The 24,698-nt window shown below is 70.5% G+C and carries 30 protein-coding genes and 1 riboswitch; of the genes, 16 read left to right on the top strand and 14 right to left on the bottom strand.

Annotated features, from left to right (window positions below; translation table 11 throughout):
- The first annotated feature begins 15 nt into the window (after positions 1-15).
- A riboswitch (FMN riboswitch) is annotated at positions 16-143 on the top strand.
- Positions 144-229: 86 nt separating this feature from the next.
- The 4 genes from ribD to ribH are packed head-to-tail and all read left to right on the top strand — an operon-like array spanning position 230 to position 3,730.
- Positions 230-1,264 (top strand): bifunctional diaminohydroxyphosphoribosylaminopyrimidine deaminase/5-amino-6-(5-phosphoribosylamino)uracil reductase RibD, encoded by a 1,035-nt coding sequence (gene ribD / locus ACO0LV_RS12900; RefSeq protein ID WP_424788314.1) that lies wholly within the window; start codon positions 230-232, stop codon positions 1,262-1,264.
- An 11-nt stretch (positions 1,265-1,275) separates the two neighbouring features.
- On the top strand, positions 1,276-1,875 hold the full coding sequence (locus tag ACO0LV_RS12895; protein WP_424788313.1) for a riboflavin synthase: 600 nt from the start codon (positions 1,276-1,278) through the stop codon (positions 1,873-1,875).
- Positions 1,876-1,901: 26 nt separating this feature from the next.
- Entirely contained in the window at positions 1,902-3,251 is a 1,350-nt protein-coding gene (gene ribB / locus ACO0LV_RS12890) for a 3,4-dihydroxy-2-butanone-4-phosphate synthase (RefSeq protein WP_424788370.1), read from the top strand.
- Positions 3,248-3,730, top strand: a complete 483-nt coding sequence (gene ribH, locus ACO0LV_RS12885) for a 6,7-dimethyl-8-ribityllumazine synthase (RefSeq protein WP_424788312.1) — start codon at positions 3,248-3,250, stop codon at positions 3,728-3,730. The genes ribB and ribH overlap by 4 nt, the downstream gene beginning before the upstream one ends.
- Positions 3,731-4,305: 575 nt before the next feature.
- On the opposite strand, the gene ACO0LV_RS12880 is transcribed toward ribH, so the two are convergent.
- Together ACO0LV_RS12880 and cmtR are read right to left on the bottom strand one after the other, a co-directional pair.
- The gene (locus ACO0LV_RS12880) at positions 4,306-4,983 is read right to left on the bottom strand and encodes a cation diffusion facilitator family transporter (protein WP_424788311.1); all 678 of its coding nucleotides are present in this window, start codon (positions 4,981-4,983) and stop codon (positions 4,306-4,308) included.
- Positions 4,980-5,336: a Cd(II)/Pb(II)-sensing metalloregulatory transcriptional regulator CmtR gene (gene cmtR / locus ACO0LV_RS12875; RefSeq protein ID WP_424788310.1), complete on the bottom strand. Its 357-nt coding sequence runs from the start codon at positions 5,334-5,336 to the stop codon at positions 4,980-4,982. Before cmtR ends, ACO0LV_RS12880 begins: the two co-directional genes overlap by 4 nt.
- Positions 5,337-5,456: 120 nt before the next feature.
- Between cmtR and ACO0LV_RS12870 the strand changes: the two genes are divergently transcribed.
- The 3 genes from ACO0LV_RS12870 to ACO0LV_RS12860 all read left to right on the top strand — a co-directional run bounded on the left by ACO0LV_RS12870 (position 5,457) and on the right by ACO0LV_RS12860 (position 7,442).
- On the top strand, positions 5,457-6,377 hold the full coding sequence (locus ACO0LV_RS12870) for an aldo/keto reductase (protein ID WP_424788309.1): 921 nt from the start codon (positions 5,457-5,459) through the stop codon (positions 6,375-6,377).
- 82 nt (positions 6,378-6,459) lie between these two features.
- Entirely contained in the window at positions 6,460-6,816 is a 357-nt protein-coding gene (locus ACO0LV_RS12865) for a PadR family transcriptional regulator (protein ID WP_424788308.1), read from the top strand.
- Positions 6,813-7,442, top strand: a complete 630-nt coding sequence (locus ACO0LV_RS12860) for a hypothetical protein (RefSeq protein ID WP_424788307.1) — start codon at positions 6,813-6,815, stop codon at positions 7,440-7,442. The genes ACO0LV_RS12865 and ACO0LV_RS12860 overlap by 4 nt, the downstream gene beginning before the upstream one ends.
- A gap of 4 nt (positions 7,443-7,446) precedes the next feature.
- Here the strand turns inward: ACO0LV_RS12860 and ACO0LV_RS12855 are convergent, their stop codons facing one another.
- The 3 genes from ACO0LV_RS12855 to ACO0LV_RS12845 are packed head-to-tail and all read right to left on the bottom strand — an operon-like array spanning position 7,447 to position 9,096.
- Positions 7,447-8,139, bottom strand: coding sequence for an alpha/beta fold hydrolase (locus ACO0LV_RS12855; RefSeq protein WP_424788306.1), 693 nt, complete (start codon positions 8,137-8,139; stop codon positions 7,447-7,449).
- Entirely contained in the window at positions 8,136-8,939 is an 804-nt protein-coding gene (locus ACO0LV_RS12850; protein WP_424788305.1) for a DinB family protein, read from the bottom strand. Before ACO0LV_RS12850 ends, ACO0LV_RS12855 begins: the two co-directional genes overlap by 4 nt.
- A gap of 13 nt (positions 8,940-8,952) precedes the next feature.
- Positions 8,953-9,096, bottom strand: a complete 144-nt coding sequence (locus ACO0LV_RS12845; protein WP_424788304.1) for a hypothetical protein — start codon at positions 9,094-9,096, stop codon at positions 8,953-8,955.
- A gap of 86 nt (positions 9,097-9,182) precedes the next feature.
- On the opposite strand from ACO0LV_RS12845, the gene ACO0LV_RS12840 reads away from it, so the two are divergent.
- Positions 9,183-10,136 (top strand): helix-turn-helix transcriptional regulator, encoded by a 954-nt coding sequence (locus tag ACO0LV_RS12840; RefSeq protein ID WP_424788303.1) that lies wholly within the window; start codon positions 9,183-9,185, stop codon positions 10,134-10,136.
- 9 nt (positions 10,137-10,145) lie between these two features.
- On the opposite strand, the gene ACO0LV_RS12835 is transcribed toward ACO0LV_RS12840, so the two are convergent.
- Entirely contained in the window at positions 10,146-11,111 is a 966-nt protein-coding gene (locus tag ACO0LV_RS12835) for an arsenic resistance protein (protein ID WP_424788302.1), read from the bottom strand.
- Positions 11,112-11,222: 111 nt separating this feature from the next.
- Here ACO0LV_RS12835 and ACO0LV_RS12830 point away from each other — a divergent pair, with 111 nt between their 5' ends.
- The 3 genes from ACO0LV_RS12830 to ACO0LV_RS12820 are packed head-to-tail and all read left to right on the top strand — an operon-like array spanning position 11,223 to position 13,290.
- A complete protein-coding gene (locus tag ACO0LV_RS12830) occupies positions 11,223-11,654 on the top strand; it encodes an ArsR/SmtB family transcription factor (protein ID WP_424788301.1) in 432 nt (143 codons plus the stop codon).
- Complete coding sequence (locus ACO0LV_RS12825) at positions 11,651-12,181, top strand: SulP family inorganic anion transporter (protein WP_424788300.1); 531 nt, start codon at positions 11,651-11,653, stop codon at positions 12,179-12,181. Before ACO0LV_RS12830 ends, ACO0LV_RS12825 begins: the two co-directional genes overlap by 4 nt.
- Positions 12,127-13,290 (top strand): SulP family inorganic anion transporter, encoded by a 1,164-nt coding sequence (locus ACO0LV_RS12820; protein ID WP_424788299.1) that lies wholly within the window; start codon positions 12,127-12,129, stop codon positions 13,288-13,290. The genes ACO0LV_RS12825 and ACO0LV_RS12820 overlap by 55 nt, the downstream gene beginning before the upstream one ends.
- Before the next feature lie 45 nt (positions 13,291-13,335).
- Here the strand turns inward: ACO0LV_RS12820 and ACO0LV_RS12815 are convergent, their stop codons facing one another.
- From ACO0LV_RS12815 to ACO0LV_RS12805, 3 genes are read right to left on the bottom strand one after another with little or no spacing between them, the layout of a single operon-like run.
- Entirely contained in the window at positions 13,336-14,094 is a 759-nt protein-coding gene (locus ACO0LV_RS12815; protein ID WP_424788298.1) for a sugar isomerase domain-containing protein, read from the bottom strand.
- Positions 14,095-14,110: 16 nt separating this feature from the next.
- Positions 14,111-14,830 carry an N-acetylmannosamine-6-phosphate 2-epimerase gene (locus tag ACO0LV_RS12810; protein ID WP_424788297.1) on the bottom strand — a complete coding sequence of 240 codons (720 nt, stop codon included), beginning with the start codon at positions 14,828-14,830 and terminating at the stop codon, positions 14,111-14,113.
- Complete coding sequence (locus ACO0LV_RS12805) at positions 14,823-15,827, bottom strand: N-acetylglucosamine kinase (protein WP_424788296.1); 1,005 nt, start codon at positions 15,825-15,827, stop codon at positions 14,823-14,825. The genes ACO0LV_RS12810 and ACO0LV_RS12805 overlap by 8 nt, the downstream gene beginning before the upstream one ends.
- Before the next feature lie 230 nt (positions 15,828-16,057).
- Between ACO0LV_RS12805 and manD the strand changes: the two genes are divergently transcribed.
- A complete protein-coding gene (manD, locus tag ACO0LV_RS12800) occupies positions 16,058-17,290 on the top strand; it encodes a D-mannonate dehydratase ManD (RefSeq protein ID WP_424788295.1) in 1,233 nt (410 codons plus the stop codon).
- Positions 17,291-17,303: 13 nt separating this feature from the next.
- On the opposite strand, the gene ACO0LV_RS12795 is transcribed toward manD, so the two are convergent.
- Positions 17,304-17,816 (bottom strand): GNAT family N-acetyltransferase, encoded by a 513-nt coding sequence (locus ACO0LV_RS12795; RefSeq protein ID WP_424788294.1) that lies wholly within the window; start codon positions 17,814-17,816, stop codon positions 17,304-17,306.
- 57 nt (positions 17,817-17,873) lie between these two features.
- On the opposite strand from ACO0LV_RS12795, the gene ACO0LV_RS12790 reads away from it, so the two are divergent.
- Positions 17,874-18,905 carry a PfkB family carbohydrate kinase gene (locus tag ACO0LV_RS12790; RefSeq protein ID WP_424788293.1) on the top strand — a complete coding sequence of 344 codons (1,032 nt, stop codon included), beginning with the start codon at positions 17,874-17,876 and terminating at the stop codon, positions 18,903-18,905.
- The gene (gene surE, locus ACO0LV_RS12785) at positions 18,905-19,777 is read left to right on the top strand and encodes a 5'/3'-nucleotidase SurE (RefSeq protein ID WP_424788292.1); all 873 of its coding nucleotides are present in this window, start codon (positions 18,905-18,907) and stop codon (positions 19,775-19,777) included. The genes ACO0LV_RS12790 and surE overlap by 1 nt, the downstream gene beginning before the upstream one ends.
- A gap of 7 nt (positions 19,778-19,784) precedes the next feature.
- Here surE and ACO0LV_RS12780 read toward each other — a convergent pair whose 3' ends face one another.
- Positions 19,785-20,363 (bottom strand): helix-turn-helix domain-containing protein, encoded by a 579-nt coding sequence (locus ACO0LV_RS12780; protein ID WP_424788291.1) that lies wholly within the window; start codon positions 20,361-20,363, stop codon positions 19,785-19,787.
- A gap of 74 nt (positions 20,364-20,437) precedes the next feature.
- Here ACO0LV_RS12780 and ACO0LV_RS12775 point away from each other — a divergent pair, with 74 nt between their 5' ends.
- On the top strand, positions 20,438-20,860 hold the full coding sequence (locus ACO0LV_RS12775; RefSeq protein WP_424788290.1) for a VOC family protein: 423 nt from the start codon (positions 20,438-20,440) through the stop codon (positions 20,858-20,860).
- An 88-nt stretch (positions 20,861-20,948) separates the two neighbouring features.
- Here the strand turns inward: ACO0LV_RS12775 and ACO0LV_RS12770 are convergent, their stop codons facing one another.
- From ACO0LV_RS12770 to ACO0LV_RS12760, 3 genes are read right to left on the bottom strand one after another with little or no spacing between them, the layout of a single operon-like run.
- Positions 20,949-21,296, bottom strand: coding sequence for a DUF202 domain-containing protein (locus ACO0LV_RS12770; RefSeq protein ID WP_424788289.1), 348 nt, complete (start codon positions 21,294-21,296; stop codon positions 20,949-20,951).
- Positions 21,293-21,664, bottom strand: a complete 372-nt coding sequence (locus ACO0LV_RS12765) for a YidH family protein (RefSeq protein WP_424788288.1) — start codon at positions 21,662-21,664, stop codon at positions 21,293-21,295. Before ACO0LV_RS12765 ends, ACO0LV_RS12770 begins: the two co-directional genes overlap by 4 nt.
- A gap of 43 nt (positions 21,665-21,707) precedes the next feature.
- Positions 21,708-22,958 (bottom strand): aspartate aminotransferase family protein, encoded by a 1,251-nt coding sequence (locus tag ACO0LV_RS12760; protein WP_424788287.1) that lies wholly within the window; start codon positions 22,956-22,958, stop codon positions 21,708-21,710.
- A 215-nt stretch (positions 22,959-23,173) separates the two neighbouring features.
- On the opposite strand from ACO0LV_RS12760, the gene ACO0LV_RS12755 reads away from it, so the two are divergent.
- On the top strand, positions 23,174-24,631 hold the full coding sequence (locus ACO0LV_RS12755; protein WP_424788286.1) for an NAD-dependent succinate-semialdehyde dehydrogenase: 1,458 nt from the start codon (positions 23,174-23,176) through the stop codon (positions 24,629-24,631).
- Positions 24,632-24,698: the final 67 nt, after the last annotated feature.

The following is a 24,698-nucleotide window of genomic DNA, read 5'->3' as shown; positions in this document are numbered from 1 at the left end:
TGCCGTCCAAGCAACACGTGCTCCGGGGTCGGTGAAATTCCGAGCCGGCGGTGACAGTCCGCGACCCGCGCGTCTGATGACAAGCGGTTGACCTGGTGGAACTCCGGGACCGACGGTGAGAGTCCGGATGGGAGGCAGCACTGTTGGCGCCGCCGTCGAACGACGACGGCGCCAGTGGCATCGTGCGTCCTCAGGCACCCCGGCTCACACCGAGGCAAGAGGAGACCAGGTGTCGGACGACGCTATCAACCGGGCGCTCCAGCGCGCGCTCGTGCTCGCTCGGCGGGGACCGCAGCGCGGTGGCAACCCCCGCGTGGGGTGCGTCATCATCGGTTCCTCCGGCGCCGTCCTCGCTGAGGGTTGGCACCACGGTGCCGGAACCGAACACGCAGAGGCCGCAGCCATGGCGGCGGCTGACCGTTCCACGCTCCGGGGTGCGACCGCCGTCATCACCCTGGAGCCCTGTCACCACAGCGGACGCACCGCGCCCTGTTCGCAGGCGCTGCTCTCAGCCGGGATCGCCCGGGTCGTGTATGCAGTCCGCGACCCCGATCCGGTCGCCGCCGGTGGCGCACAGTGGCTCCGGTCGCAGGGGTTGCAGGTTCGCACCGCACGGGAGGCGGAGGTGCCCGACGACGTCGTCCGCGGTGCCGAAGCACTCACCGAGGCCTGGGTCACCGCCGTGGAGCGTCGGACGCCGTGGGTCCTGGGCAAGATGGCGGCCAGCCTGGACGGCCGGGTCGCGGCGGTGGACGGCACCTCGAAGTGGATCACCGGACCAGTCGCCCGCGACCATGCCCACGCGGTGCGCGGTGACGTGGACGCCATCGTCGTGGGCACAGGCACCGTCATCGCCGACGACCCCGCGCTCACCGCACGCCGGGCCGGCGGCACGCTGGCAGACCACCAGCCGCTGCGGGTGGCCGTCGGCCATCGTTCCGTGCCCGCCTCAGCCGCGATCCGCCACGGCCCGGGGGACTGGCTCCACCTCACGACACGCGACATCCCCTCGGTCCTCGCGCGGCTCTGGGATGTCGGCGCCCGCCGCGTCCTGATCGAGGGCGGCCCGACCCTCCTCGGGGCCGCCGTGCGCGCCGGCGTGGTGGACGAACTGCACAGCTACGTCGCGCCGGTCCTGCTCGGAGCGGGCCCGGCCGCCGTCCCCGACCTCGGTGTGTCAACCCTCGCTGACGCGCACCGCCGGCACACGACCGACGCACAACACCTGGGTGAGGACATCCTCGTCGTCACCCGCCGAGCCTGAGGAGTTCTCCGATGTTCACCGGACTTGTCGAGGAGGTCGCAACCGTTGACGACCGGACCGATCTTGACGGCGCCGCCGTTCTCGCTGTCACCGCGACCACCGTCCTCGAGGACCTGCGCACCGGCGACTCCATCGCGGTCTCCGGGACATGCCTGACTGTCACCGAACTGGACGAGCGCGGCTTCACCGCCGACGTCACGCCCGAGTCGCTGCGCCGGACGACCCTCGGTTCGCTGGCGCCCGGCGACCCGGTCAACCTCGAACGCGCAGTTCGCGTGGATGCTCGGCTGGGCGGCCACGTCGTCCAGGGGCACGTCGATGGCGTCGGCACGGTCCTGCAGCGCAGACCCGGCCCCCGATGGGACGAGGTCGACCTCGGGATGCCCGTCGCCCTCGCCCGGTATGTGGCCGAGAAGGGATCCATCACCGTCGACGGGGTATCGCTCACGGTGACGTGGGCCGGCGACGAGGCCTTCGGAGTCGCGCTCGTCCCCACAACTCTGGAGCGGACAACCCTCGGTACGCTGGCTCGGGGGGACAGGGTCAACCTCGAGGTCGACGTCGTCGCCAAGTACGTCGCACGCCTACTCTCGGTGAGGGCTGACGTGTGAGTGTCGCGAAGGTTCCTGCGCGATCGGTGCCCTCGGGTGGCGCGGTTTCAGCGCACCGGGAACGCGTCGACGCCGCTCTGGCGTGCCTGCGCGAGGGGCGCCCCGTTCTCGTGGCCGACGACCGGGACCGGGAGGACGAGGTCGACGTCGTCCTCCCCGCGGCGACGGCCACCACCACATGGGTTGCCTGGACCATCCGGCACACCTCGGGCTACCTGTGCGCCCCGCTTCCCGAGCACCGGGCCGACCACCTGGAGCTGCCGGTCATGGTGCGCCGCACCCAGGATCCACGCGGCACGGCGTACACCGTGTCCGTCGATGCCGCCGGCGGCGTGGGCACCGGCATCTCAGCGGCGGATCGCGCAACGACCCTGCGAGTGCTCGCCGACCCGACCGCCGGTCCAGCCGACCTCATCCGGCCCGGTCACGTCCTCCCGCTGCGCGCCCTACCCGGCGGCGTCCTGGAGCGGCCCGGACACACGGAGGCCGCTGTTGACCTGTGCCGCCTCGCCGGCGTCGGTGACGTGGCAGCCATCGCCGAACTCGTCGAGGACGACGGCACGATGACCAACCGTGCCCGGGCGGCGGTTCTGGCGCGGCGCCACGGCCTCGCCCTACTCACGATCGCAGACCTCATCGCCTACCGGAGTGCCGAGGGTCGGCCTGCGGTTCCGGCACCGGCACACACCTCGAACCGGGTCCGCGCCCGCGGGACCGCCCGCCTGCCCACCCCGCACGGCGTATTCGACGTTCACGCCTATGCGGACCTGCGCACCGGGGATGAGCACCTAGCCCTCACCGCGCCCGGCCCGATTCACGACAGCGGCACCGCCGCGCGCCCGGACCCACTGGTTCGCCTGCACTCGGAGTGTCGCACCGGGGACGCGCTCGGATCCGCGCGGTGTGATTGCGGGGAGCAACTGCGCACCGCCATGGCCCGGGTCGCCAAGGAAGGCGGCGCGGTGATCTACCTCGGCGGTCACGAGGGCCGCGGCATCGGGCTGCTCCCGAAGATCGCGGCGTACGCACTGCAGGATGCCGGGGCCGACACCATCGAGGCGAACCTCAGGCTGGGCCATCCCGCCGAGGCGCGCGAGTACGGCGCGGCCGCGGCGATCCTCACCGACCTCACGATGCGCAGGATCCGGCTGCTCACAAACAACCCGGCCAAGGTCACCGGCATGACCGACGCCGGTATCGAGGTCAGCGCCGCGCTCGGGCTCGACGTGGGTCACACGCCCCATAACCATCGCTACCTGGAAACCAAGAGGACGGCCATGAACCATCATCTGCCGAGTCTGGACGACCGCATGGGGGGCGCAGCCACTCCCCGCCCCGCCGAACGCGGAACGGACGCCACGGAGGACCTGTCATGAGCGGTCCGGGAGCGCCTACCGTCACACCCGACGGTGCAGGCCTCACGGTCACGGTGGTCGCCGCGCAGTGGCACGCCACCGTCATGGAGGGCCTCATCGCCGGAGCTCTCCGCGCCACGCACGAGGCCGGTGCTGTCGCGACTCTCCTGCGGGTTCCCGGTTCGTTCGAACTCCCGGTGGCTGCTGCTGCCGCAGCTCGGGCCGGCGCGGACGCAGTCGTCGCGCTCGGCGTCGTGATCAGAGGGGAGACCCCGCACTTCGACTACGTCTGTCAAGCCGCGACGAACGGCCTCACTGACGTCACGGTACGAACCGGTGTGCCAGTCGGCTTCGGACTGCTCACCACCGACGACGAGGCGCAGGCCCTGGACCGGGCGGGGCTGCCCGACTCGCGAGAGGACAAGGGAGCCGAAGCAGCCCAGGCAGCCATTGCGACGGTACTCTCCATTCGCCGCCTCGACGGCCGCGACCGGATCTGACTGCCCGATCGCGACCGGACCCTCCCTGGTCAGTACCTTCCACAGTGGCGGCGACTTCAGCGTTGGAGTGGGAAAGGGCCACGCTTGAGGTCAGCATGGTAGCGGCGGCGATCCCGAGGGTGAGACTGATGGCGGCGAGGGCGGCCCCGGACCTCGCGCGGTACCGGGTGAGGTCCCGTAGTGCCAGCCGGACCGGCACCGCGGTTCTCTCCGCCCAGCGGGCAGCGGCCCGGATGGCCCGTACCGGGGCAAGGAGGAGCACGCCGAGGATGAACGACAAAGCGCCGAGGACGATCAGCCCGACGTCGGCGAACGACTCGATCCCGGTGCCGGCGGTGGCGAGGAGGGCGAGGCCGATCGCGAAGGGAGGGACGCCCCACGCCGCGGACCGACCCGAATGCCGGGGTCGCGGGGGCCGGCCGGTGAGTGCGGCGACGATCGGTATCCGAGCGGCTGAGCGCGCCGGCCACCAAGCGGCCGCGGTCGCAGCCCCTACGGCCAGCACCATCGCGGCGCCGATGAGCCCCCACGAGAGACGTTGGACGCCGCGATCCGGTATTTCGACGGCACTCTCCTCAGTCGCGTTGTCGGCGGGGCTCGCTTGCCGGTTCGTCGCGGTTCATCTCCTCCAGGACCTCGAAGGGTGACTCCATACCCCCGCGCCACGCCTCGAGGCCCTCACGGATCGCCAGGAAGGCGACCACCAAGGCCGCGACGGAGTCGGCCCAAGCCCAGCCGAACAGGGTGTTGAGCAGCAGTCCGATCAACACCGTGCCGGACAGGTAGACGCAGAGCACCAGCTGCCTGGCATCGGCCATCACACTCTTGGACTGCAGTTCACGGCCGGTTCGGTGCTCCAGCCAGGCCAGCGCCGGCATCACGATCAGGCTCAGAGCCGCGATGCCGATACCCAACGGGGAGGAATCGACGTCCGGGGTTCCGGTCAGGGAGAGCACCGAGTCGGTGATCACGTAGGCGGCCAGGGCGAAGAAGGCGATGCCGATGGCGCGCACGGTTGGTTTCTCCCAGCGTTCGGGGTTCTCGCGGGTGAACTGCCACGCGACCGCAACCGCGGACAGGACCTCGATGACCGAGTCGAGCCCGAAGCCGATGAGGGCGGTGGAGGAGGCGAGGGCGCCGGCCCAGATCGCGACGATGGCTTCCAGGACGTTGTAGGTGATGGTGAAGGCGACGATGAAGCGCACGCGGCGATGGAGGGTGGTGCGGCGCGCTGCGGTGACCGCAGCGGTCATGAGGTCCTCGCGGCGCAGCAGTCGGGGACGGGGCAGGCGGAATCCATACACGGCGCGTCCTCATCGACGGCCAGCGTCACCTCGATCAGGACGGTCAGGGCGCGGGCCAGGTGTGGATCGGCGATCTCATACCGTGTCCGGCGGCCCTCCGGTTCGGCGACGACGATGCCGCAGTCGCGCAGGCAGGTGAGGTGGTTGGACACGTTCGAGCGGGTCAGCCGGAGATCTCGGGCCAGCGCGGCCGGGTAGCTCGGCGCGTCCAGAAGCGTCATGAGGATCCGGGACCGGGTCGGGTCCGCCATGGCCCGGCCCACCCGGTTCATGACGTCGAGATGGTCGGCAATAGTCAGCACCCGATGACTATACAGCAGTGACTGTACTATTTTGTCGCGCCCGTCTGATGACGGCAGCGTTCGGGGTCGGGCTGGCAGACTGGCCGGTGCCCGTACTCCCACGACGAAAGGTCTGCACCGGTGCCCCCCGACATTCCGACCCTGGCCACTCCGTCCGCCATCACGCTGGGCACCTCCGGGCTGGGGCAACCGGACGACGCCGAATCCGAGGCCGCGCAGGTGCGTGCTGCCGTGGCGTTGCTGGGCAGTGAGCACACGCTCATCGACACCTCCAACGCCTACGGCGGGGGCCGCAGCGAACTCATCCTGGGGAAGGCGATCGCCGAGGCCGGTGGCGTGCCGGCGGGCAAGCAGATCGTCTCCAAGGCTGACGCAGAGCCCGGTACCGGCGTCTTCGACCGGGATCGGGTGATGCGCTCCTTCGAGGAGTCCACCACCAGGCTCGGGCTGGACACCCTGCCGCTGTATCAGTTGCACGACCCGTACACGATCACCTTCGCCGAGGCGATGGGCACCGGGGGTGCGGTACAGGGTCTGGTGGAACTGCGTGAGCAGGGCGCGATCGGTGCGATCGGCGTGGCCGCCGGACCCACCTCGATGCTCACCGAGTTCGTGCGTACCGGCGCCTTCGACGTGCTGCTCACCCATAACCGCTACACCCTCGTGGACCGCTCGGCAGCGGACCTGATCAGCGAGGCGGCCACCGCGGGCATGACGGTCCTGAACGCCGCTCCCTACGGGGGCGGGCTGCTCGCCGGTGGCCCGCGGGAGGGGGCGACCTACGCCTACCAGGCTGCGCCGTCGGCCCTGTTGGCCTGGCTGGAGAGGCTCCAGCAGGTCTGCACCGCGCACGGGGTGCCCAGCGCGGCGGCCGCGCTGGCGTTCTCGGCCCGCAACCCCCACATCGCCTCCACGGTGGTGGGCGTGCGTTCACCGCAGCGGCTGGTCGAACTGGATCGGTTGCTGGCCACGGAGGTGCCCGCGCAGATCGGGCCCGCGATCGAGGCGCTCGGCCTGCCGCCGTCAACGATCGAGGACTGAGGGTTCGATCGCGGACGCCGGCAAGGTGATGAGCAACGCCATCTAACTTGCATAGCGACCTAGGTTGCTTTACGTTAGCGGAATGGCGACCCCGTCGACCCAGGAGTGGCCCGCGCAGTGGCTTCGCGGCCCGCTACCGCTGTGCGCGCTAGAGGTGATCGCGCGGCACGCACCACTGCACGGCTACGCGATCACCCAGCACTTGGAGGAAGCCGGCCTGGGCAGCATCGGGGGAGGCACGCTCTACCCGCTGCTCGGCCGGTTCGAACGGGACGGGCTGGTCAGCACCGACTGGGTTGCCGGCGCGAACGGCCCGGCTCGGAAGGTCTATGTCCTGACCGAGACCGGCGCGCAGCGACTGCAGACCGATGCCGAGCGCTGGCACCGGTTCGCCGAGATCACCACCACGTTGCTCGCCGAGGAAGGGGCGCCGGCATGAGCACCTCGATCGATGAACTGTATGACCGGATTCCCCACGTCGACCGCGACTGGGCGGCCCGGGCGATGACCGAGCTGCGGCTCCGCGATGTCAGCGGCGCGGACATCGGTGCCGCCATGGCCGAGGTCGACTCCCACATGGCTGAGCACGGCGGTGACATCCATGAGGTATTCGGTGATCCCGCGACCTATGCGGCCGCACTCGACCTGCCCGACACCGACGGGCTGCGTGGGTCCCAGTGGGTGGGCGTCTGGCTACCGTCCCTCCTGTTGTACGCCGGGGTCAGCATGCTCCTGGGCGCCGTGGTGCAGGCCTTCGGTGGAGGTGAGCTGCCGCTGGCCCCGATGGGGATCGTGCTCCTGGTTCTCGTGGCCGTGGCGTGGGCGGTCGTCCGGTGTGACCTGCTCCGGGTGATGGTGACCCGGCCGGTGGTCAGCGGGGTGGTGCTGGCGGCACTCATCGCCGGAATCGGCGTCCTCACGGCGCTCGTACCCGGTCCGAGGCTGGATCTGGCCCCCGCGGTGGCGATTCCCGCCGGAGGTGCCCTGGTCGCGGCAGGGATACTGCTACTGGAACGCCTCCGGCGGCGCGCGGTGGCCAACGCGATCACGCTACCGCGCGCCTAGGGACCTACCCGGCCAGGGTCGAGAGGATCTGCGCGAGTTCTCCGGGCCGGGTCAGCATCGGCCAGTGCCCGGAGTCGATGTCGACGAAGGCGACCTGCTCGGCCTTGGTCAGTTCGGGCATCTCACCGGCCTTCAGCCACGCCTCGGCGTCCTCGGCGCTGTACTCCGGGCACACCAGCACCACCGGCACGGCATAGCGGCGCTCATCGCGCAGGTGCACCACCCCCTTGGTCACCGTGCCCGGAACCGGGATCGCCGCTGCGCTGAAGCGGTCCTTGGCAGCCTGGTCCAGGTCGGCGGAGTCGGGGCCCTCGAAGGCTTCCCAGCCGGGGAAGGGAACCTGCCCGTTGGTGGGTTCGAAGAAGTCGGCGTAGGTGCCGCCGTCAGCGGCCGGGAAGCCGCCGATCAACGCGACCGTGGCGACCTTCTCCGGCCTGGCATCGGCCGCGATCCAGGCCAGGGTGCACGCGGCCGAGTGCCCCACCACCAGCACCTGACCGGATGCGGCGTCCACCGCCTGCAGCACTGCCTCGACCTGGTCGGCGAGCGTGGCCTGCTGCCCGGCGGAGCCGCTGGTCTGCCCCGGGAGCGCCACCGGGTGCGGGCGGTGGCCGAGTCGTCGAAGTTCGCCGGCCACCTCGTCCCACGCCCTCGCGTCCAGCCACAGCCCGGCGATCAACACGATGTCCATGCTCATCCCTCCTCGTTCGCCAGAATATCCAGGTCACGTTCGGCGTACCGCCGGTGCTCCCACTGCTCGACCAGCACGATCCACAGGCAGGTCCTGACCGGGAAGTCCTCCGCCTGCGGCCAGCCCGGTTCGGTGCGGGTCACCGTCGCCTCCAACTGCTCCGGGGTCAGGTCCTCGATCACCCGGCGCACCGAGGCGGTGCGCTGGTCCCGGACCGCCAGCACCTCGTCCAGGGTCGGACGGGCCTGGCGGTCCCACGGGATTCCGTCCCAGCCGGGCGCTTCGTCCCAGGGCAGGTCAAGCGGGTGCCAGGGGGAGAGCTCGCCCAGGATCATCCGATCCACCCAGGCGGCGTTGGCGAAGTTCAGGTGGCGCAGGGTCTGGATGAAGGACCACTCCTCATTGACGCTGCGATGCAGGATCTCCTCATCGAAGGTGCGTGCGCGTTCGATGGTGCCCTGCCACAGGCGCTCCAGGGTGGTCCAGGCCCGGCCGAACTCCTCCGGAGTGCTGGCCCGCAGGAGGGAGCGCTCGGGCTCGCGCCGGTCGAGTTCCGCCTCGATGAGGGGGCCGACGTCGACGCCGTTGATCACGACGTTGCGCAGTTCACCATCGATCGTGACGTCGACCAGCTCGGCACCGCGCACCCGGGTCCCGGCGAATAGCGACCCGCGGATGTCCGCGCCGGAGAAGTCGACCGAGCGCATCCGGGCGTCGGTGAACCGGACCCTGGTCAGGTGGGCCTCGCGCAGATTCACCCGCTCCAGGTTGGCGCCGGCCAGGTCCCGGTCGGTGAGATCGGTCACAACCGGGCCCCGCTCATGCCGAGCGGGTGCCGCGCCTGCGGCGACGTCCGGAATGGCGGGCCGACGCGCTCTGCGGCCGGATCAGGTCCCACTCCGGTGGGTCGGTCGGGGTGCGCACCACGTGCAAGCCGAGTGCGGCATTGGTGAGTTGTTCCATGACTCCTCCTTCGTTGCTTACCACCGTAGAAGCCATTCCGGACGATCTACTTCCGCCTTCCTTAGATGCGGTACTACCGTGGTCCGATGACCGACCTGAGCCCCACCGCCCGTGCGTTGCGCGCGTTGGAAATCCTGCACGCCCGCCCGGGGGTGACCGCCGAGGAGTTGGCCCAGCGGCTGGATGTCAGCGAACGCGCCGCCCGGCGCTACATCGGCATCCTGCGCGAGGCCGGGATCCCGGTGGAAGCGACCCGCGGCCGCTACGGCGGCTACCGGCTGGGCCGCGGCACCCGGCTGCCGCCGGTGACGTTCACCGAACTCGAGGCGCTCGCGCTGGTGATGGCGGTGCTGGACAGCCACCCCACCGCCACCGATGACGACGACGCGGTGGGCCAGGCGCTGGGCAAGGTGATCCGGGCGCTACCCCCGGCGATCGGCCGCCAGGCCGGGGAGATGCGTGCCCATGCCGCGGCTGCACCGGATCCCTATCAGGCCCAGGCTGACCCGGCCATCGCCAGTGCGCTGATCGCCGCTGCTGCAGCGCACCAGCGCACCCGGATCACCTACCGCAGCAACCCGGACCGGGAGTGGGACGCCGACGTGGACCCCTGGTCGGTGGTGGTGCGCTTCGGGCGCTGGTACCTGCTCTGCTTCGCCCACCACGTGCGCGCGGTGCGCACCTACCGGGTGGACCGGATCTTGAAGGTGCAGCCCGGCACGTTCACGTTCGAACCGCGCCAGGACCTGGACCCCGTGGCCGAACTGGAAGAGAATCTCGGCCTGGGCTGGCCGTTCGAGACGCGGGTGGTCTTCCACCATACGCAGGACGAAGTGAAGCAGTGGGCGCATCCGGCGATGGGCCGACTCGATGACCATGCCGAGGGGTGCCTGCTGAGCGGGACCACCAGCGACCCGTACATGTACGCCGCGGAGTGGCTGGCCCGCATCCCGCTGTCCTACCGGGTGGAGGGCGGGGCCGAACTGCGTGAAGCCGTGGTGGCCCTGCGGGATCGACTCGGCGTGGCGGTGTTCGGGTAGCGGACCGGGTCAGCGGTCGGGGAACAGCCGGGGCACCAGCCACAGGCAGGCGATCATGCCGAACAGTTCCACCAGCGCCTGGATCACGATCACCAGCGCCACCACCTCCCACCCGGGCGGAAGCGCCAGCGCCACCGGTAGCACCAGGAACGAGTTCCGGGTGGCCAGGGTGAAGGCCAACGTGCGACCCCTCGCCGGAGCCAGACCGACGAGAAGGGTGTTGATCCTGGCCACCACCAGTGCGCCGGCGAGGAAGACCGCGGCGACGGTGACGACGACCGGCACCAGGTGGGCGGCCCCGAGCGCGGCATCGGTGTGGGCCGCGGCGACGGCGAAGATGACCGATCCCAGCAGGGGCACCGGGATGTGTCCCAGGATGTTCCGGATCTGCTCACCATCACGGCGCCGGCGCAGCGCCGGCTCGGTCAGCACCGCAGCCAGCAGCGGTCCGAGCACCACGAGCAGCGCCGGCCACAGGTCGGCGATGTCCAGTGCGGCGCTGATCCGGGTACCGGCCATCAGCCACAGGTAGGCAGGTAGGAGGAGGAACTGCAGAAGGAGATTCACCGGCGTCAGCGCGATCGCGGCCGGAGTGTCACCGCGACCCAACTGCGTGAACGTGATGAACCAGTCGGTGCACGGCACCAGCAGTACCAGGAGCAGTCCCAGCCGCAGCGCGTCGTCGGCGGGGGTGAACTGCAGCACGAGCCATACCAGGGCCGGCATGATCAGGAAGTTGCCGGCCAGCGCAGAACCGAGAAATCGACCATCGGCGAATGCCGCTGCCATGGAGCGCAGCGGCACCTGGGTGAAGGTGGCATAGAGCAGCAGGGCCAGCGCCGGCCAGACCGCGATCTCCAGCGCGAGGCCGGCCTGGGGCCACCGGCTGCCAGTTCCGAGACCGAGCAGGGCGAAGCCGAGATAGATCCACACCTGCCCGCGCTCCAGTCGCTCGCGGAGGGTGGGAGTCGGCACGCGGTCGACTGTAGGTCAACGGGGACCGCCTGGAGCCGTAACGCGAGCCCCTCGATCCGTTTGACAGGACCGATATGATGGAATAGTCAAGTCATCATCCTGGAGGCACGTGTGGGGTTCGCGGTACGGGATCAGCCGCTGTATGAGATCAAAGCCGACCTGTTCAAGGGCTTGGCGCACCCGTTCCGGATCCGGATCCTCGAACTCCTCTCCGCCGACCCCGAGGTGTCGGTGGCGCAGATGCTCACCGACATGGACCTGGAGGCCTCGCACCTGTCCCAGCACCTGTCCGTGCTGCGTCGGCACCGCTTGGTGACCTCCCAGCGGCGGGGCTCACACGTCTACTACCGGCTCGCCTCCGCGCGAGCCGCCGAACTGCTCACGGTGGCCCGGTTGCTGCTCGCCGACGTCCTGCAGACCAACGCCGCCCAACTCGAACAGGCCACCGCACCGGCGCCACCGGCGCCGCGGCCCCAGGCTCCGCCCCGGAAGCCGGCAGGGACGGCCCAGGTCTGGCCGACCGATGCGGTGGAGGCTGAGTGAGCACCTGGCGCTCCTTGTTCCCGAGCCGTCAGGACTACACCGGACTGGGCAGGACGTGGAAACGCGACGTGATGGCGGGGCTGACGGTCGGCATCGTCGCGCTGCCCCTGGCCCTGGCCTTCGGGGTGAGTTCCGGTGCGGGCGCGGAGGCCGGACTGATCACCGCGATCGTGGCCGGACTGGTGGCCGCGATCTTCGGTGGCTCCCACATCCAGGTCTCGGGCCCCACAGGGGCGATGGTGGTGGTGCTGCTGCCGATCGTGGTCGACCACGGACCCGGTGCCCTGGTGGTCACCAGCGTGATGGCCGGCCTCGTGGTGCTCCTCGCCGGATTCCTACGGCTGGGCCGCACCATCAGTTACATCCCCTGGCCCGTGGTGGAGGGGTTCACCATGGGGATCGGCGTCATCATCTTCGCCCAGCAGATCCCTGCCGCCGTCGGGCCGCCGATGCGGTCGGCTCCACCAACGCCGTGGTCGCGGCTGCCCAGGCGTTCGGCGCGGCCACCTGGCCCAGCACCTTCCTGACCCTGGGTGCGGTGGTCACCGTGGCGGCCATCATGGTCGCCACCGGTCGGTGGCTGCCGCAGGTGCCCGGCTCCTTCCTGGGGATCGTGCTGGTGACCGTGATCGCCGTCGTCGCCGCGGTGCCGCTGGAGACCATCGGCGCCCTGCCCGACGGCCTGACCGCACCCACGCTGCCGGCGGTGAACCTGGACATCCTGCAGACGCTGGCCGGGCCTGCCCTGGCGGTGGCCGCGCTGGCAGCGATCGAGTCGTTGCTCTCGGGCCGGGTTGCCCACTCGATGTCCGAGGTCGGCCCGTTCGATGCCGACCGGGAACTGGTGGGGCAGGGCCTGGCCTCGGTGGCCTCGGGCTTGTTCGGGGGCATGCCCGCTACCGCGGCGATCGCGCGCACCGCGGTGAATGTGCGCTCAGGAGCCCGAACCCGGGTCTCCGCGGTGGTGCACGCCCTGGCGCTGCTGGCCGTGGTGTACCTGGCCTCCCGGGTGGTGTCCCAGGTGCCACTGGCCGCGCTCTCCGGTGTGCTGATGGTGACCGCCGCGCGGATGATCTCGGTGCGGGTGGTGCGCACCATGTTCGCCACCACCCGCTCCGACGCGTTGGTGTTCACCATCACCGCCCTCATCACGGTGTCCTTCGACCTGGTGGTGGCGATCCTGATCGGGCTGGCGGTGGCGGCGTTCTTCGTGCTCCGGGGCCTGAGCCGGGCCAGCGGGGTGCACCGGGAGACGATCGCCGGGAAGGTCCGACCCGGCGATGAGCGGATCGCGGTGTTCCGCATCGACGGTGCCCTGTTCTTCGGAGCGGTGGAACGGATCATGGAACGGGTCGGCGAGCACGAGGGGATCGACGTGGTGATCCTGCGGCTGTCCCAGTTGCATCTGGTCGATGCCACCGGTGCGCACTCCCTGGCCGCGGTGGTCTCGGAGTTGGAGAAGCGCGGCGTCACGGTGTTGATCAAGGGTGTGCGCCCGGAGCACCTGAACCTGATGCGCCGGCTGCAGGTGTTCAGCGCGTTGCGGCACCGCAGCCACCTGTTCGATGATCTCGAGCCCGCGGTGGAGCACGCCCGTTCCCACATCCAGCGGATCGACGCGGCCGCCCGGCCCTAGCCCGCTCCCGCCCCGCGAACCGCCCGGGATGGTGGCGAGGCCGGCTCAGGGCTCGCCGACGCGCAGCCGGGTGCCGTAGCGGGCGCGGATGGCGTCGTTGTGCTCATCCCCGCCGGGTACGTTCGCCGACACCAGGATCGGCGGCGTGTCGCCGCGATCGAGCATGATGCCGCAGACCTCGGCGGCGATCATCTCCGCGATCATGTTGGCGGTGACGGCGCTGGAGGGGACGGCCGCCCCGACACCCGGGATCTCCACCTCGGCATCGCCGAACACCGACCCGTTGTCGATCACCACATCGGCCACCTCGAACAGCCGCCGGCCCGAGGGGTGCCGGGAGGTGATCTGGGTGGTGTGGTCCATGCTGGTCACCGCAATCACCTGGTGCCCGCGCCGGCGGGCCTCCACCGCCATCTCCACCGTCGCCCCGTTGCCGCCGGAGTTCGAGGCGATGATGAAGGCGTCGGCCTGGTGCAGTTCGGCCAGGTCCAGCACTGCGTGGGCGGTCTCGGGCCTGCGCTCGGCATCGGGGGTCATGATGTCGGCCGGGTCGGTATCGCCGTACATCACCACGTCCTTGACGTTGAGTTGATTGGCCGGGACCAACCCACCGGCCCGGCCGGCCACCTCCATCGCGAATCCCCGGGAGTGCCCGGTGCCGAACGCCTGGATGATGCCGCCGGCGTCGAGCGCCCGCACGTACACCTCCGCGGCCGCGCGGATGTTGGCGGTCTGGGTGGTCAGCACCCGGGTCACGGCGGACATGATGGCGGAGGCGGCGATGGTCTGGTTGATCACGGTCACGGAAGGTCTCCCGGGGTTAGGCGGCACCGCCGCGCGGGGTGGCGGCGGCGAAGGAACGGGTCAGGGTGAACGGGTCGGTGATCGCGGTCCCGACGACGACGGCGTGGGCGCCGGCATCGAAGGCCGCGTTCACATGGGCGGGGGTGCGGTAGCGCCCTTCGGCGACGACGGGCAGGTCGAACCCGGCGCACATGGCGGCGAGCAGGTCGAGGTCGGGGCCGGCGGGCTCGGGCCGTGCCGTTGCGGTCGCGGTGGCCGCACGAGCGCCGGTATATCCGGCCAGCGTGGTGGCCAGCAGGTCGGCCCCGGCCCCGGCGGCGTGCTCGGCGCTCGGCATCGAGTCACAGTCGGCCATCACGGGCACGCCCAACCGGGCATGGATCGCCTCGATCAACTCCGCCAGGGTCGGTCCCGCAGGGCGCGCGCGTGCGGTGCCGTCCACCGCCACCATCGCGGCCCCGGCGCGCACCACCTGCTCGGCACCGGTGAAGGTCGGGGTGATGTAGACCCCTGTCCGCCGCCCGGCCTTGGTGATGCCGATGATGGGCAGGTCGGTGACGGCGGCGATCGCGGCCACATCAGCGGCCCCGTTCGCGCGGAGCCCCACGGCTCCGCCGGCCTCGGCGGCCCGGGCCATCGCGGCCATCACCGGTGCCTGCCCGATCGGACTGGCCTCGGGAGCCTGGCAGGAGACCACCAGGCCGCCGGCCGGAACGGGTATCGCGCGGCTACTCACGCCGGCCTCCCGGGAAGGGTTGTGAGGAGAGATCGTCGTGCGGCTCGACGGCAGGAGGCGTCGTCGTCGGCCGGCTCGTCGTACCGTAGGCGTGCACCCTCGGTGCATAGGGCCCGGCATCGCCGCCGGCCAGCCAGGCCGCCCCGTCGAGCGCGGTGCCGGCCGGATCCTGCAGGTGCGCGTCCGGCAGCACCTGGGCCAGAGCGTTGGCCAGCACAGGGGTGAGCACCTGGCGTGAACGCATCAGGCCACCGACCACCACGACCGGGACCGGACCGGTACCGAACCCGGCAGCCGCCGCGGCGATGGAGCGGGCCAGCGAGGTCATCGAGGTCCGCACCAGCCCTGTCGCGGTCGGCTCGCCGGCATCGGCAGCGGAGATGACGTCAGCGGCGAAGGCGGCCACAGCGGCGACCGGTGCCTCGGAGCGATAGATGCGGTGTGCGATCTGGTCCACCGGGCCGTACCGGGCGATGGCCGCCTTCGTCAGGGTCGTGGGCGGGTGCAGGCCCTCGGCGTGCTCCAGCACGGCCCGCAGCCCGCGCCGGCCGAGTTGGAAACCCGACCCCTCATCGCCGAGCAGGTAGCCACGACCGTCCACCACGTTGAACTCACCGCCCGGGGTCAACCCGATGACGGCGGTTCCGGTGCCGATCGCGGCGACCACACCGGGCGCTCCCCGCAGGGCACCGGCGTGCCCGGTGACGTCATCCCCGACCAGCAGCACCCGGGTGGCGCCGCTGGCCGCAGCCACACCGCGGGCCAGCTCCCGGAGCGACTGATCCTCCTGGAAGAGCCCACTCATCCCCAGCGCGGCCACCTGGACGCGCGGGCTGCCCAGCCGCGCCAGCCCCTGCCGGATCGAGGCGAGCATCCCCGGAACATTGCCGCCGGGACGGTGCTGCACGCCGTCGGCGTGCGCCTGGGCGCCACCGGAGAGGCGCAACCGGATCTGGGACTGCCCACCATCGATCGCCAGCCATGACGTGATGCTCATGGGCCGGCCTCGGGCATCTCTACTCCTCCTGACAGGTGACGCACAGGTCTCCAGCGACCCAGCCTCGCAGGCTGGACGCCGATGACCTCAGCCTAAGGGGCACAGGTACAGGGAAGGCCGGTGACGCGACCGCACCTCGCCGGTCGGGTGGTCCAGTCGCGGCGAGGCCGGCGGGAACAACCTTCGGCAACCGGTTGTCTGTCCTGGTTACGCGGTGTTTGTCTGGGCTCATGATCATCGAACAGGCCGACGTCATCGTCACCAGCCCGGACCGCAACTTCGTCACCTTGAAGATCACCACCGACGAAGGGCTCACCGGCCTGGGTGATGCCACGCTGAACGGCCGCGAGCTCTCGGTGGTGTCCTACCTGCGCGACCACGTGGTGCCGCTGCTGATCGGCCGCGATGCCGGGGCGATCGAGGACACCTGGCAGTTCCTCTACCGCAGCGCCTACTGGCGCCGCGGTCCGGTGACTATGGCCGCGATCGCCGCGGTCGACGTCGCGCTCTGGGACATCAAGGCCAAGGCTGCCTCGATGCCGCTGTACGAACTGCTCGGCGGGACCTCCCGGCGCGGGCTGCTCGCCTACGGACATGCCTCGGGCGGCACGCTCGAGGCGCTCTTCGACAGCATCCGCGAGCACCAGGAGCAGGGCTTCAAGGCCATCCGGGTGCAGAGCGGGGTGCCGGGCTTGAAGTCGATCTACGGCATTGCCTCGGACGCCACCTACTCCGAGGGTGGGACGCACGAGTACGAACCGGCCCAGCGCGGTGCGCTGCCCCATGAGGAGGACTGGGACACCGGCAGCTACCTGCGCCACATCCCGACGGTTTTCGAGGCCGTCCGCAACGAGTTCGGCCCCGAGCTCCCGCTGCTGCACGATGCTCACCACCGGCTCAGCCCGATCCAGGCGGCGCGCCTGGGCAAGTCCCTGGAGCCCTATGACCTGTTCTGGCTCGAGGACGTCACCCCGGCGGAGAACCAAGAGGCGTTGCGGCTGGTGCGCCGGCACACCACCACACCCCTGGCGATCGGGGAGATCTTCAACACCGTCTGGGACTACCAGCAGATCGTGCGGGAACAACTCATCGATTACGTACGCAGTTCGGTCACCCACACCGGCGGGATCTCCCACCTGAGAAAGGTGCTGGATTACGCCGCGCAGTACCAGATCAAGTCAGGGATGCACGGGCCCACCGACGTCTCTCCGGTGGGAATGGCCGCGGCACTGCACCTGGGCCTGGCGATCCACAACTTCGGAATCCAGGAGTACATGCAGCACGGGGCCCGCACGAACGAGGTGTTCGACCAGTCCTTCACCTTCACCGACGGGCTGCTGCACCCCGGGGACGCTGTGGGCCTGGGCGTCGAACTGGACGCCGATGAGGCGGGCAAATACCCCTACGAGCAGGCCTACCTGCCCTACAACCGGCTCGCTGACGGCACCGTGCACGACTGGTGAGGCGGCGTTGCGCTCAGGTACGCACCAACTGCTTGCCGAAGAAGTGCGTGGCGTAGGGATTGTCCTCGAACGGATCCACGGGCTCGTAGCCGGTGGAGGTGTACAGGCCGCACGCCTCCACCAGTGACTCGTTCACGGCAAGCAGCACCCGCCGCGCTCCGAGCGCGCGCGCCCGGTTCTCCAGTTCCTTGAGGAGGAACGTGCCCAGGCCGCGCCCGCGCACGTCGGGTTTGAGCCACATCCGCTTGATCTCCACCACCCCGGGCTCGAGCACGTAGACCGCCCCGAAACCCACCACGGTGGCGGTGCCGACCTCGCGGACCAGCACGAAGTCCCCTCGCGGCGGCGTCACATCGGCTGGATCGTCGGCATGGGTGAGGTCGGGGTCCTCGTCGGTGCCCAAGCGCTCGCTGAGTTCGCTGAGGTAGTGCTGCATGGCCCGTGCTGCCGCAACACTGCCGGCCCGCCCACCCAGGATCCGCACCGGCGCGGGCGGGCGGTGCTCGGGGCTCGTCGGGGGCACCATCCACCTAGTGTGCACCGCCATGCTGCGGGCTGTCCTGTCCGGTTCTAGGCTCGCGCTATGGCAGACCCGGACCAACCCCACCGGAGCCCCCGCCTGTGCGTGCTGGCGGCCACCCCGCTCCTGATGGTGGAGATCGAGTCCTCCGACGAGGACACCGAGGCGGCAGGGAATGTGCATCTACATCCGGGCGGACAGGGTTTGTGGGTGGCCCGTATGGCTTCATCGCTGGGCGCCGGGGTGACCGTGTGCGGCCCCTTCGGTGGCGAGGTCGGGGCGGTGCTGAGCCCGATGCTCGCGGAGGAGAATCTGCGGATCCGGGCGGTGCCGTACAACGCGGGCAACGGCGCCTATGTGCACGACCGGCGGGCAGGGCAGCGGGTGACCCTGGCGCACATGGTTCCCGGACCGCTCACCCGGCACGAGATGGACGACTTGTACGGCACCGTGCTGGTCGAGGCGCTGGAGTGTGACGCGTTGGTGGTGACCGGGGCCGAACCGGAGCGGGTCCTGCCGGCGGAGTTCTTCGCCCGGATCGTGCGGGACGTGCGCAGCGCGGGGATCCCGGTGGTGGCCGACCTGTCCGGGAACACGGCGAAGGCGGCCGCGGCGGAGTGTCCCACGCTGCTGAAGATGAGCCACGAGGAGATCCAGGCCGCAGGCCTGGCTGACCATGACGATCTGGCCACCCTGGAGGAGGCCGGCCGGGAACTGGTCTCCGGCGGGGTGGAGGCGATGTTGATCTCCCGGGCCGGGGAGCCGCCGCTGCTGGTCACCGCCGACTCCGCGCGACTACTCGTGGGACCGGTCGTCACCCCACTGGACCACCACGGCGGGGGCGACTCCATGACGGCCGGGGTTGCGGTGGCGCTCGGGCGCGGAGCCGGGGTGGCTGAAGCCGCCCGGCTTGGTGCCGCGGCGGGGGCCCTGAACGTGACCCGTCGGGGGCTGGGCACCGGCAGGCGCGAACAGGTCGAGCGGTTCGCCGACCACATCGGCATCGAGGAGGTCGCCGGCGCGGGCGGCCGGAGTGCGGACGGCACCGATGCCGGCGGCAGTGAGCGCGGGAACGACGGCGGGAGCAGCGGCTGATGCGGGTCCTCATCACCAACGACGACGGCATCGCCTCTCCCGGCCTGACCGTGCTGGCCGAGGTCGCCCTCGCGGCTGGGTGCGACGTCGTCGTGGCTGCCCCGCACCGGCAGTACTCCGGTGCCAGCGCGGCCCTGACCGCACAGGAGGTCGACGGCGCGCTGGTGCTGGTTGAGGGGCGCCCGCCCGGACTACCGGAGGAGGTCACCGCATTCGGGGTCAAGGCCGCGCCCGCGCTGATCACGTTCGTGGCCGCCTATGGCGCGTTCGGTGAGCGCCCCGATCTGGTGCTCTCCGGCGTCAACCTCGGCGCGAACACCGGGCGGGCCACCCTGCACTCCGGCACCGTGGGTGCCGCACTGTCGGCGGCGACGCAGGGGATCGGAGCACTGGCCGTCTCGATCGCCTCCGGGGACCCACAGCACTGGGACACGGCGCGGCTGGTGAGTGAGCACGCGTTCGACTGGTTGCTCCGTCAGCCGGCCGATGAGCGGGTGCTCAACGTCAACGTGCCCGATATCCCGGCCGGCCAGTTGCGCGGACTCAAACCCGCGCCCCTGGCCAGTTTCGGTGCCGTGCAGGCCAGTGTGCGGGAGAAGGGCAAGGGTTACGTGATGCTGACCTACTCCGGTGTCAGCGCCCGGGAGGAGCCCGGCTCCGACCACGACCTGCTCACCCGAGGCTGGGCCACGGCCACCCTGCTCAGTGCGCCCTATGACGATCCCGGGCAGACCGTGCTGCCCGAGTTCGAAAGTGGCAGCACGGACGTCGCGGTGGACGTGGGCTCCGGAGCGGTGATGAGTTCGGGCGATGACAAGCCCAGCGGTGAGATCTCCGAGGAACCGGCCGGCCGGGATGCCCCCGGCGGGTGAGCGGCGCTCAGGGCGTTGCCGCCTCCAGGAGCCGGTCCAGCACCCGCCCGGCCGCCGCGCGGGCAGCATCGTCGCCGGGGTGCTGGGCGAGCCAGAGCGCGGCCTCGTTCATCGCCCCGGACAGTTGTGCCGCTGTGGCATCCAGGAGTTCCGGAGCCACACCGACGCTGTGCAGCACCTCGCGCAGATGGGCGCCGGAGTGCTCGGCATCCAGGGCGCGCCATTGGGCCCAGCCCATTACGGCGGGAGCGTCGATGAGCAGGATCTGCCCCACGGGGGCTGCGGTGATCGCGTCCAGGAAGGCGTGGCTGCCGGCGCGCAGCTGAGCGCCGGGCTCGGTTCCGGACTGCTCGGCGGCGGCGACCACCGCCGCGGCGACATCGGCCTGCAGGGCAGCGGCCACCGCGCCGAAGAGCCCCGCCTTGCTCCGGTAGTGGTGGTACACCGCGCCTCGGGTGACCCCTGCCGATCGGGCCACGTCCTCCAGGGATACCGCGGCGTAGCCCTCGGAGGCGAATGACTCGGTAGCGACCCGCAGGAGGGTCCGGGCGGTCTCCGCGGCTACCGCGGCAGAAGCACGTGCCATCGCTCTTCCTTTACCTACTCGGTGTATGTATCCTGGTCATGCTTACAAACACAGTGTACGTAAAGGAGAGTGCGATGTCTGTCACCAGCGTCTACCCGGTCCTGATGTCCGACGACGTGGCCGCGGCCGCGCGGTTCTACCGCGAGGTGCTCGGATTCGAGAGCACCTTCGAGGCGGACTGGTACGTCAGCCTGCGCCTGGGGGAGTACGAGCTGGCGATCCTGCAGTGCGACCATCCCACGGTGCCGGCCGGGTTCGGTGCACCCGTACGCGGCCTCATCCTCAACATCGAGGTGGAGGATGTCCACCCGCTCCACCACGCCCTGACGGTGGAACATGGGCTGACGCCGGTCCTCGCGCTGCGGGATGAGGGCTTCGGGCAGCGACACTTCATCGTCGAGGCCCCCGGCGGGGTGCTCGTGGATGTGATCCAGCCGATTCCGCCTACGGCACAGTTCGCGCAGGCCTACGCACAGGAGGCCCTGCCCACCGGGTGAGGTCGGTTGGTCGTGTTCCGGGCCCGCAGCCGTTCGTGCGATCGGCGGGCGGTGCCCGGATCGCCGGCACGGGTTCCGGCAGGGGTGGTCAGGTGCCTAGCGCCGCGGTGGACACGAAGACGACGCCGGCCAGGATCGCCGCCCCCGTCATCAGTGCCACCGCCGCGATCAGTCCACCACCGGGCATCCGCTCGATGGTGGGTGCGCCGATCGTGATGGCTCGCACCACCCGCTCGGCCTGCCGGATCCGCGCAGTGAAGAGCCACAGCATCCCGACGCCGCAGACCAGGGCCGCCGCCGGCAGCGCGATCCCCAGCACCGCGTTGCCGGCGGCCAGGTATCGGCCGGCCAGGGCCAGCCCGGCTGTCACGGCGAGGACGGTGCGGCGCCAGGCCAGATCGGTACGTTCGAACTGCAGGCCCCGGTCCCAGGTCATCCCGACCCGCCGAGTAGCAGGCCCGCACCCACCAGCACCGTGACCGCGACCAACCCGATGGTGACCGGCAGGGTGGTCAACGGTGAGGGCAGCGGGCGGTCCTGCCGCAGCGCGCGCTCGATGCGCACCCACCCGATCCAGGCCTGCAGCACCACGATCAGGGCGGTGGCCACCAGCGCCAGGGCGGCGATGGCACGCACGGTGGAGTTGAGCGGGGTGGCCAGGGCCTCCAGGGCTACCGCGCCGGCCAGGAAGGCCAGGGCGGTGCGGACCCAGGCCAGGAACGTGCGTTCGTTGGCCAGGGAGAAGCGCGGGTCTGGCTCGTCGCCGGAGGCATAGACGTGCCGGGGGAAACGGGCCCTAGCCATCGAACCTCGCTCTGGACGGTCTGCTCTGTGCTGTCACCGCCCCTCAGAGTACTGCCTGCACCACCTCGGCCCAGATCTGCCCGGCTTCCTCGACCTGATCCTCGGTGACGACGAGCGCCGGGATGAAGCGCACCACCTGGCCCCAGGGACCGCAGGTCAGCAGCAGCAGCCCACGTTCGGCGGCCGCTTGCTGGGCCCTGGCGGCGGTGGCCCCGTCCGGGCGGCCGTCGGCGTCCCGGAACTCATTGCCCAGCATCAGGCCGAGACCGCGCACGTCGGTGATCGCGCTGTGTTCGGCCGCTACCTGCTCCAGCGCGCCCCGCAGTTGCGCGCCCCGCTCGCGGGCGTTGGCCACCAGGTTCTCCTCGGTGATGACGTCCAGCGTCGCCAGCGCTGCGGCGCAGGCCACGGCGTTGGCGCCGTAGGTGCCGCCCTGCGAGCCGGCCCAGGCCTTGCCCATCAACTCCTCCGAGGCGGCGATCGCCGAGAGCGGGAAACCGGAGGCAATGCCCTTGGCGGTGGTGATGACATCGGGACGCAGGCCGAAGTGGTCTGCACCCCAGAACTCCCCGGTGCGGCCCCAGCCGGTCTGGATCTCGTCGACGATCAGCAGGATCCCGTGCCGATCGGCGCGCTCACGCAGGCCCGCGAAGAACTCGGCGTTGCCGGGCACGTACCCGCCCTCGCCCAGCACCGGCTCGACGATGAACGCGGCGGTGTCAGCCGGGGCGCTCATGGTCTGCAGCGTGTAATCGAGCTGGTTCAGGGCGAACGTGGTGGCCTCGGCCTCGCTCCAGCCGTAGTGCGTGGGGTCGGGGAAGGGGGAGATGTGCACCCCGGCCATCAACGGGGCGAACCCGGAGCGGAACCGGGTGCCGGAAGTGGTCAACGAGGCCGCCGCGACGGTACGTCCGTGGAAACCCCCGTGGAAGGCGATGATGTTCGGGCGCCCGGTGGCCTGGCGCACCAGGCGCAGCGCCGCCTCGACCGCCTCGGAGCCGGAGTTGGCGAAGAACAGCGAGTCCAGACCGCTGGGTAGCACCTCCGAGAGCCGCTCGGTCAGGTCCAGCAGCGGGCGGTGCATCACGGTTGTGTACTGGGCGTGGATGATCTTGGCGACCTGTTCCTGTGCGGCGGCCACCACCTTGGAGTGGCTGTGACCGGTGCCGGTCACGCCGATGCCGGCGGTGAAGTCCAGGTAGCGCCGGTCATCCTCATCCCAGAGCAGCGCACCCTGTCCCCGGGCGGCGACGACGCCGGTGGCTTGCTTCAGGTGGGGGGACAGTTCAGCCATGGTCAGCTCCCGTGTAGGATTGTCGACAATCTGTTGGTCCATTGCTACCACGGTGTGGCAGTTCAGTGCTACCGCATCGTCCCACGAACCGGAGCAGCACGCCTTCGCACTCCCGCGGGTCGTGGCGGGATAGGTGTTGAGCGGCCGCTTGCGGTAGTCGCGGATGGATTGCCGAGATAGATTGCCCGTACCCCCACCTGCGAAAGGGATCCAGCATGACTCACCAACTCCCCGCGGGGACCCCCACCGGTCTGTTCATCAACGGGCAGTGGGGTCCGGCTACGAACCAGGCCCAGTTCGATGTGGTGGACCCCGCCACCGGTCAGGTGCTGACCCAGGTAGCCGACGCCGACCCGGCCGACGGCCGCCGCGCTCTCGACGCCGCCGTCGCGGCCCAGCCGGCCTTCGCCGCCCTGCCGCCCAAGCGCCGCCACGAGATCCTCATGGACGCCTTCACCCTGCTGCACGAGCGCATCGATGACCTGGCGCTGCTGATGACCCTGGAGATGGGCAAGCCACTGGCCGAGGCCAAGGGCGAGATCACCTACGCCGCAGAGTTCCTCCGGCACTCCGCCGGCGATGCGCTGCGGATCTCCGGGGGCTACCAGACCGCCCCGGCCGGCGGAGCCCGGTTCATGATCATGAAGCAGCCGGTGGGCCCGTGCATCCTCATCACCCCGTGGAACTTCCCGATGGCGATGGGCACCCGCAAGCTCGCCCCGGCGATCGCGGCCGGCTGTACCTCGGTGATCAAACCGGCCGCCCAGACGCCGTTGTCGATGCTCGCGCTGGTCGACATCCTGCGCGAGGTCGGCCTGCCCGACGGCGTGGTGAACACCATCACCACCAGCGATTCCGGGGGAGTGATGGAGCCGCTAATCCGCTCGGGCCTGGCCCGTAAGCTCTCCTTCACCGGATCCACCGGGGTGGGCAAGAAGTTGCTGGAGCAGAGCGCGGACAAGGTGCTGCGTACCTCGATGGAACTGGGCGGCAACGCTCCGTTCATCGTGTTCGACGACGCCGACCTGGACGCCGCCGTCGAGGGCGCCTTCCTGGCCAAGATGCGCAACATGGGCGAGGCCTGCACCGCTGCCAACCGGATCTACGTCCAGCGCGGCATCATGGCGGACTTCTCGGCCAGGCTGACCGAGAAGATGGCCTCCTTGACCGTCGGGCCCGGAACCCAGGACGGGGTGAACGTGGGCCCGCTGATCGACCAGGCCGCCCGGGACAAGGTCACCGAGTTGGTGACCGACGCCGTCGACCGGGGAGCCACGGTGCTCACCGGCGGGCAGCAGGCCGAGGGTGAGGGCTACTTCTATCCCCCGACGGTGCTGTCCGACGTGCCCATGGACGCACGCATGGGAACTGAGGAGATCTTCGGGCCGGTGGCCCCGCTGACGCCCTTCGACACCGAAGAGGAGGCGCTGGCCGCGGCGAACGACACCCAGTACGGCCTGGTCTCCTACGTCTACACCACGAACCTGAACCGCGGGCTGCGGATGGCCGAGAGACTGGAGTCGGGCATGGTGGGCCTGAACCAGGGCGTGGTGTCCAACCCGGCGGCGCCCTTCGGCGGGATCAAGGAGTCCGGTCTGGGCCGCGAGGGTGGCACCATCGGGATCGAGGAGTTCCTGGAGACCAAGTACGTCGGTATCGCACTGTCGGACTGACCAGTTCTTCGCCCATTGCGTCCGGGCGGCCGGCGGACGGTAGGTCGCAGGCATGCCCGATGACAGA

The sequence above is a fragment of the Pseudactinotalea sp. Z1739 genome (assembly GCF_049725055.1).
Taxonomy (GTDB): domain Bacteria; phylum Actinomycetota; class Actinomycetes; order Actinomycetales; family Beutenbergiaceae; genus CALKWS01.
Note: the sequence above shows the minus strand (reverse complement) of the source record. Positions and strands in the feature narration are given on the sequence as shown.

Coding starts and splice junctions, on each gene's coding strand:
- ACO0LV_RS12805 (WP_424788296.1), bottom strand. CDS start 15,827: ATGAGCATCACGTCATGGCTGGCGATCGATGGTGGGCAGTCCCAGATC.
- ACO0LV_RS12780 (WP_424788291.1), bottom strand. CDS start 20,363: ATGGCACGTGCTTCTGCCGCGGTAGCCGCGGAGACCGCCCGGACCCTC.
- ACO0LV_RS12895 (WP_424788313.1), top strand. CDS start 1,276: ATGTTCACCGGACTTGTCGAGGAGGTCGCAACCGTTGACGACCGGACC.
- ACO0LV_RS12755 (WP_424788286.1), top strand. CDS start 23,174: ATGACTCACCAACTCCCCGCGGGGACCCCCACCGGTCTGTTCATCAAC.
- ACO0LV_RS12775 (WP_424788290.1), top strand. CDS start 20,438: ATGTCTGTCACCAGCGTCTACCCGGTCCTGATGTCCGACGACGTGGCC.
- ACO0LV_RS12790 (WP_424788293.1), top strand. CDS start 17,874: ATGGCAGACCCGGACCAACCCCACCGGAGCCCCCGCCTGTGCGTGCTG.
- ACO0LV_RS12840 (WP_424788303.1), top strand. CDS start 9,183: ATGACCGACCTGAGCCCCACCGCCCGTGCGTTGCGCGCGTTGGAAATC.
- ACO0LV_RS12765 (WP_424788288.1), bottom strand. CDS start 21,664: ATGGCTAGGGCCCGTTTCCCCCGGCACGTCTATGCCTCCGGCGACGAG.
- ribH (WP_424788312.1), top strand. CDS start 3,248: ATGAGCGGTCCGGGAGCGCCTACCGTCACACCCGACGGTGCAGGCCTC.
- ACO0LV_RS12770 (WP_424788289.1), bottom strand. CDS start 21,296: ATGACCTGGGACCGGGGCCTGCAGTTCGAACGTACCGATCTGGCCTGG.
- ACO0LV_RS12860 (WP_424788307.1), top strand. CDS start 6,813: ATGAGCACCTCGATCGATGAACTGTATGACCGGATTCCCCACGTCGAC.
- ACO0LV_RS12760 (WP_424788287.1), bottom strand. CDS start 22,958: ATGGCTGAACTGTCCCCCCACCTGAAGCAAGCCACCGGCGTCGTCGCC.
- ACO0LV_RS12845 (WP_424788304.1), bottom strand. CDS start 9,096: ATGGAACAACTCACCAATGCCGCACTCGGCTTGCACGTGGTGCGCACC.
- ACO0LV_RS12855 (WP_424788306.1), bottom strand. CDS start 8,139: ATGAGCATGGACATCGTGTTGATCGCCGGGCTGTGGCTGGACGCGAGG.
- ACO0LV_RS12795 (WP_424788294.1), bottom strand. CDS start 17,816: ATGGTGCCCCCGACGAGCCCCGAGCACCGCCCGCCCGCGCCGGTGCGG.
- manD (WP_424788295.1), top strand. CDS start 16,058: ATGATCATCGAACAGGCCGACGTCATCGTCACCAGCCCGGACCGCAAC.
- surE (WP_424788292.1), top strand. CDS start 18,905: ATGCGGGTCCTCATCACCAACGACGACGGCATCGCCTCTCCCGGCCTG.
- ACO0LV_RS12880 (WP_424788311.1), bottom strand. CDS start 4,983: ATGACCGCTGCGGTCACCGCAGCGCGCCGCACCACCCTCCATCGCCGC.
- ACO0LV_RS12865 (WP_424788308.1), top strand. CDS start 6,460: ATGGCGACCCCGTCGACCCAGGAGTGGCCCGCGCAGTGGCTTCGCGGC.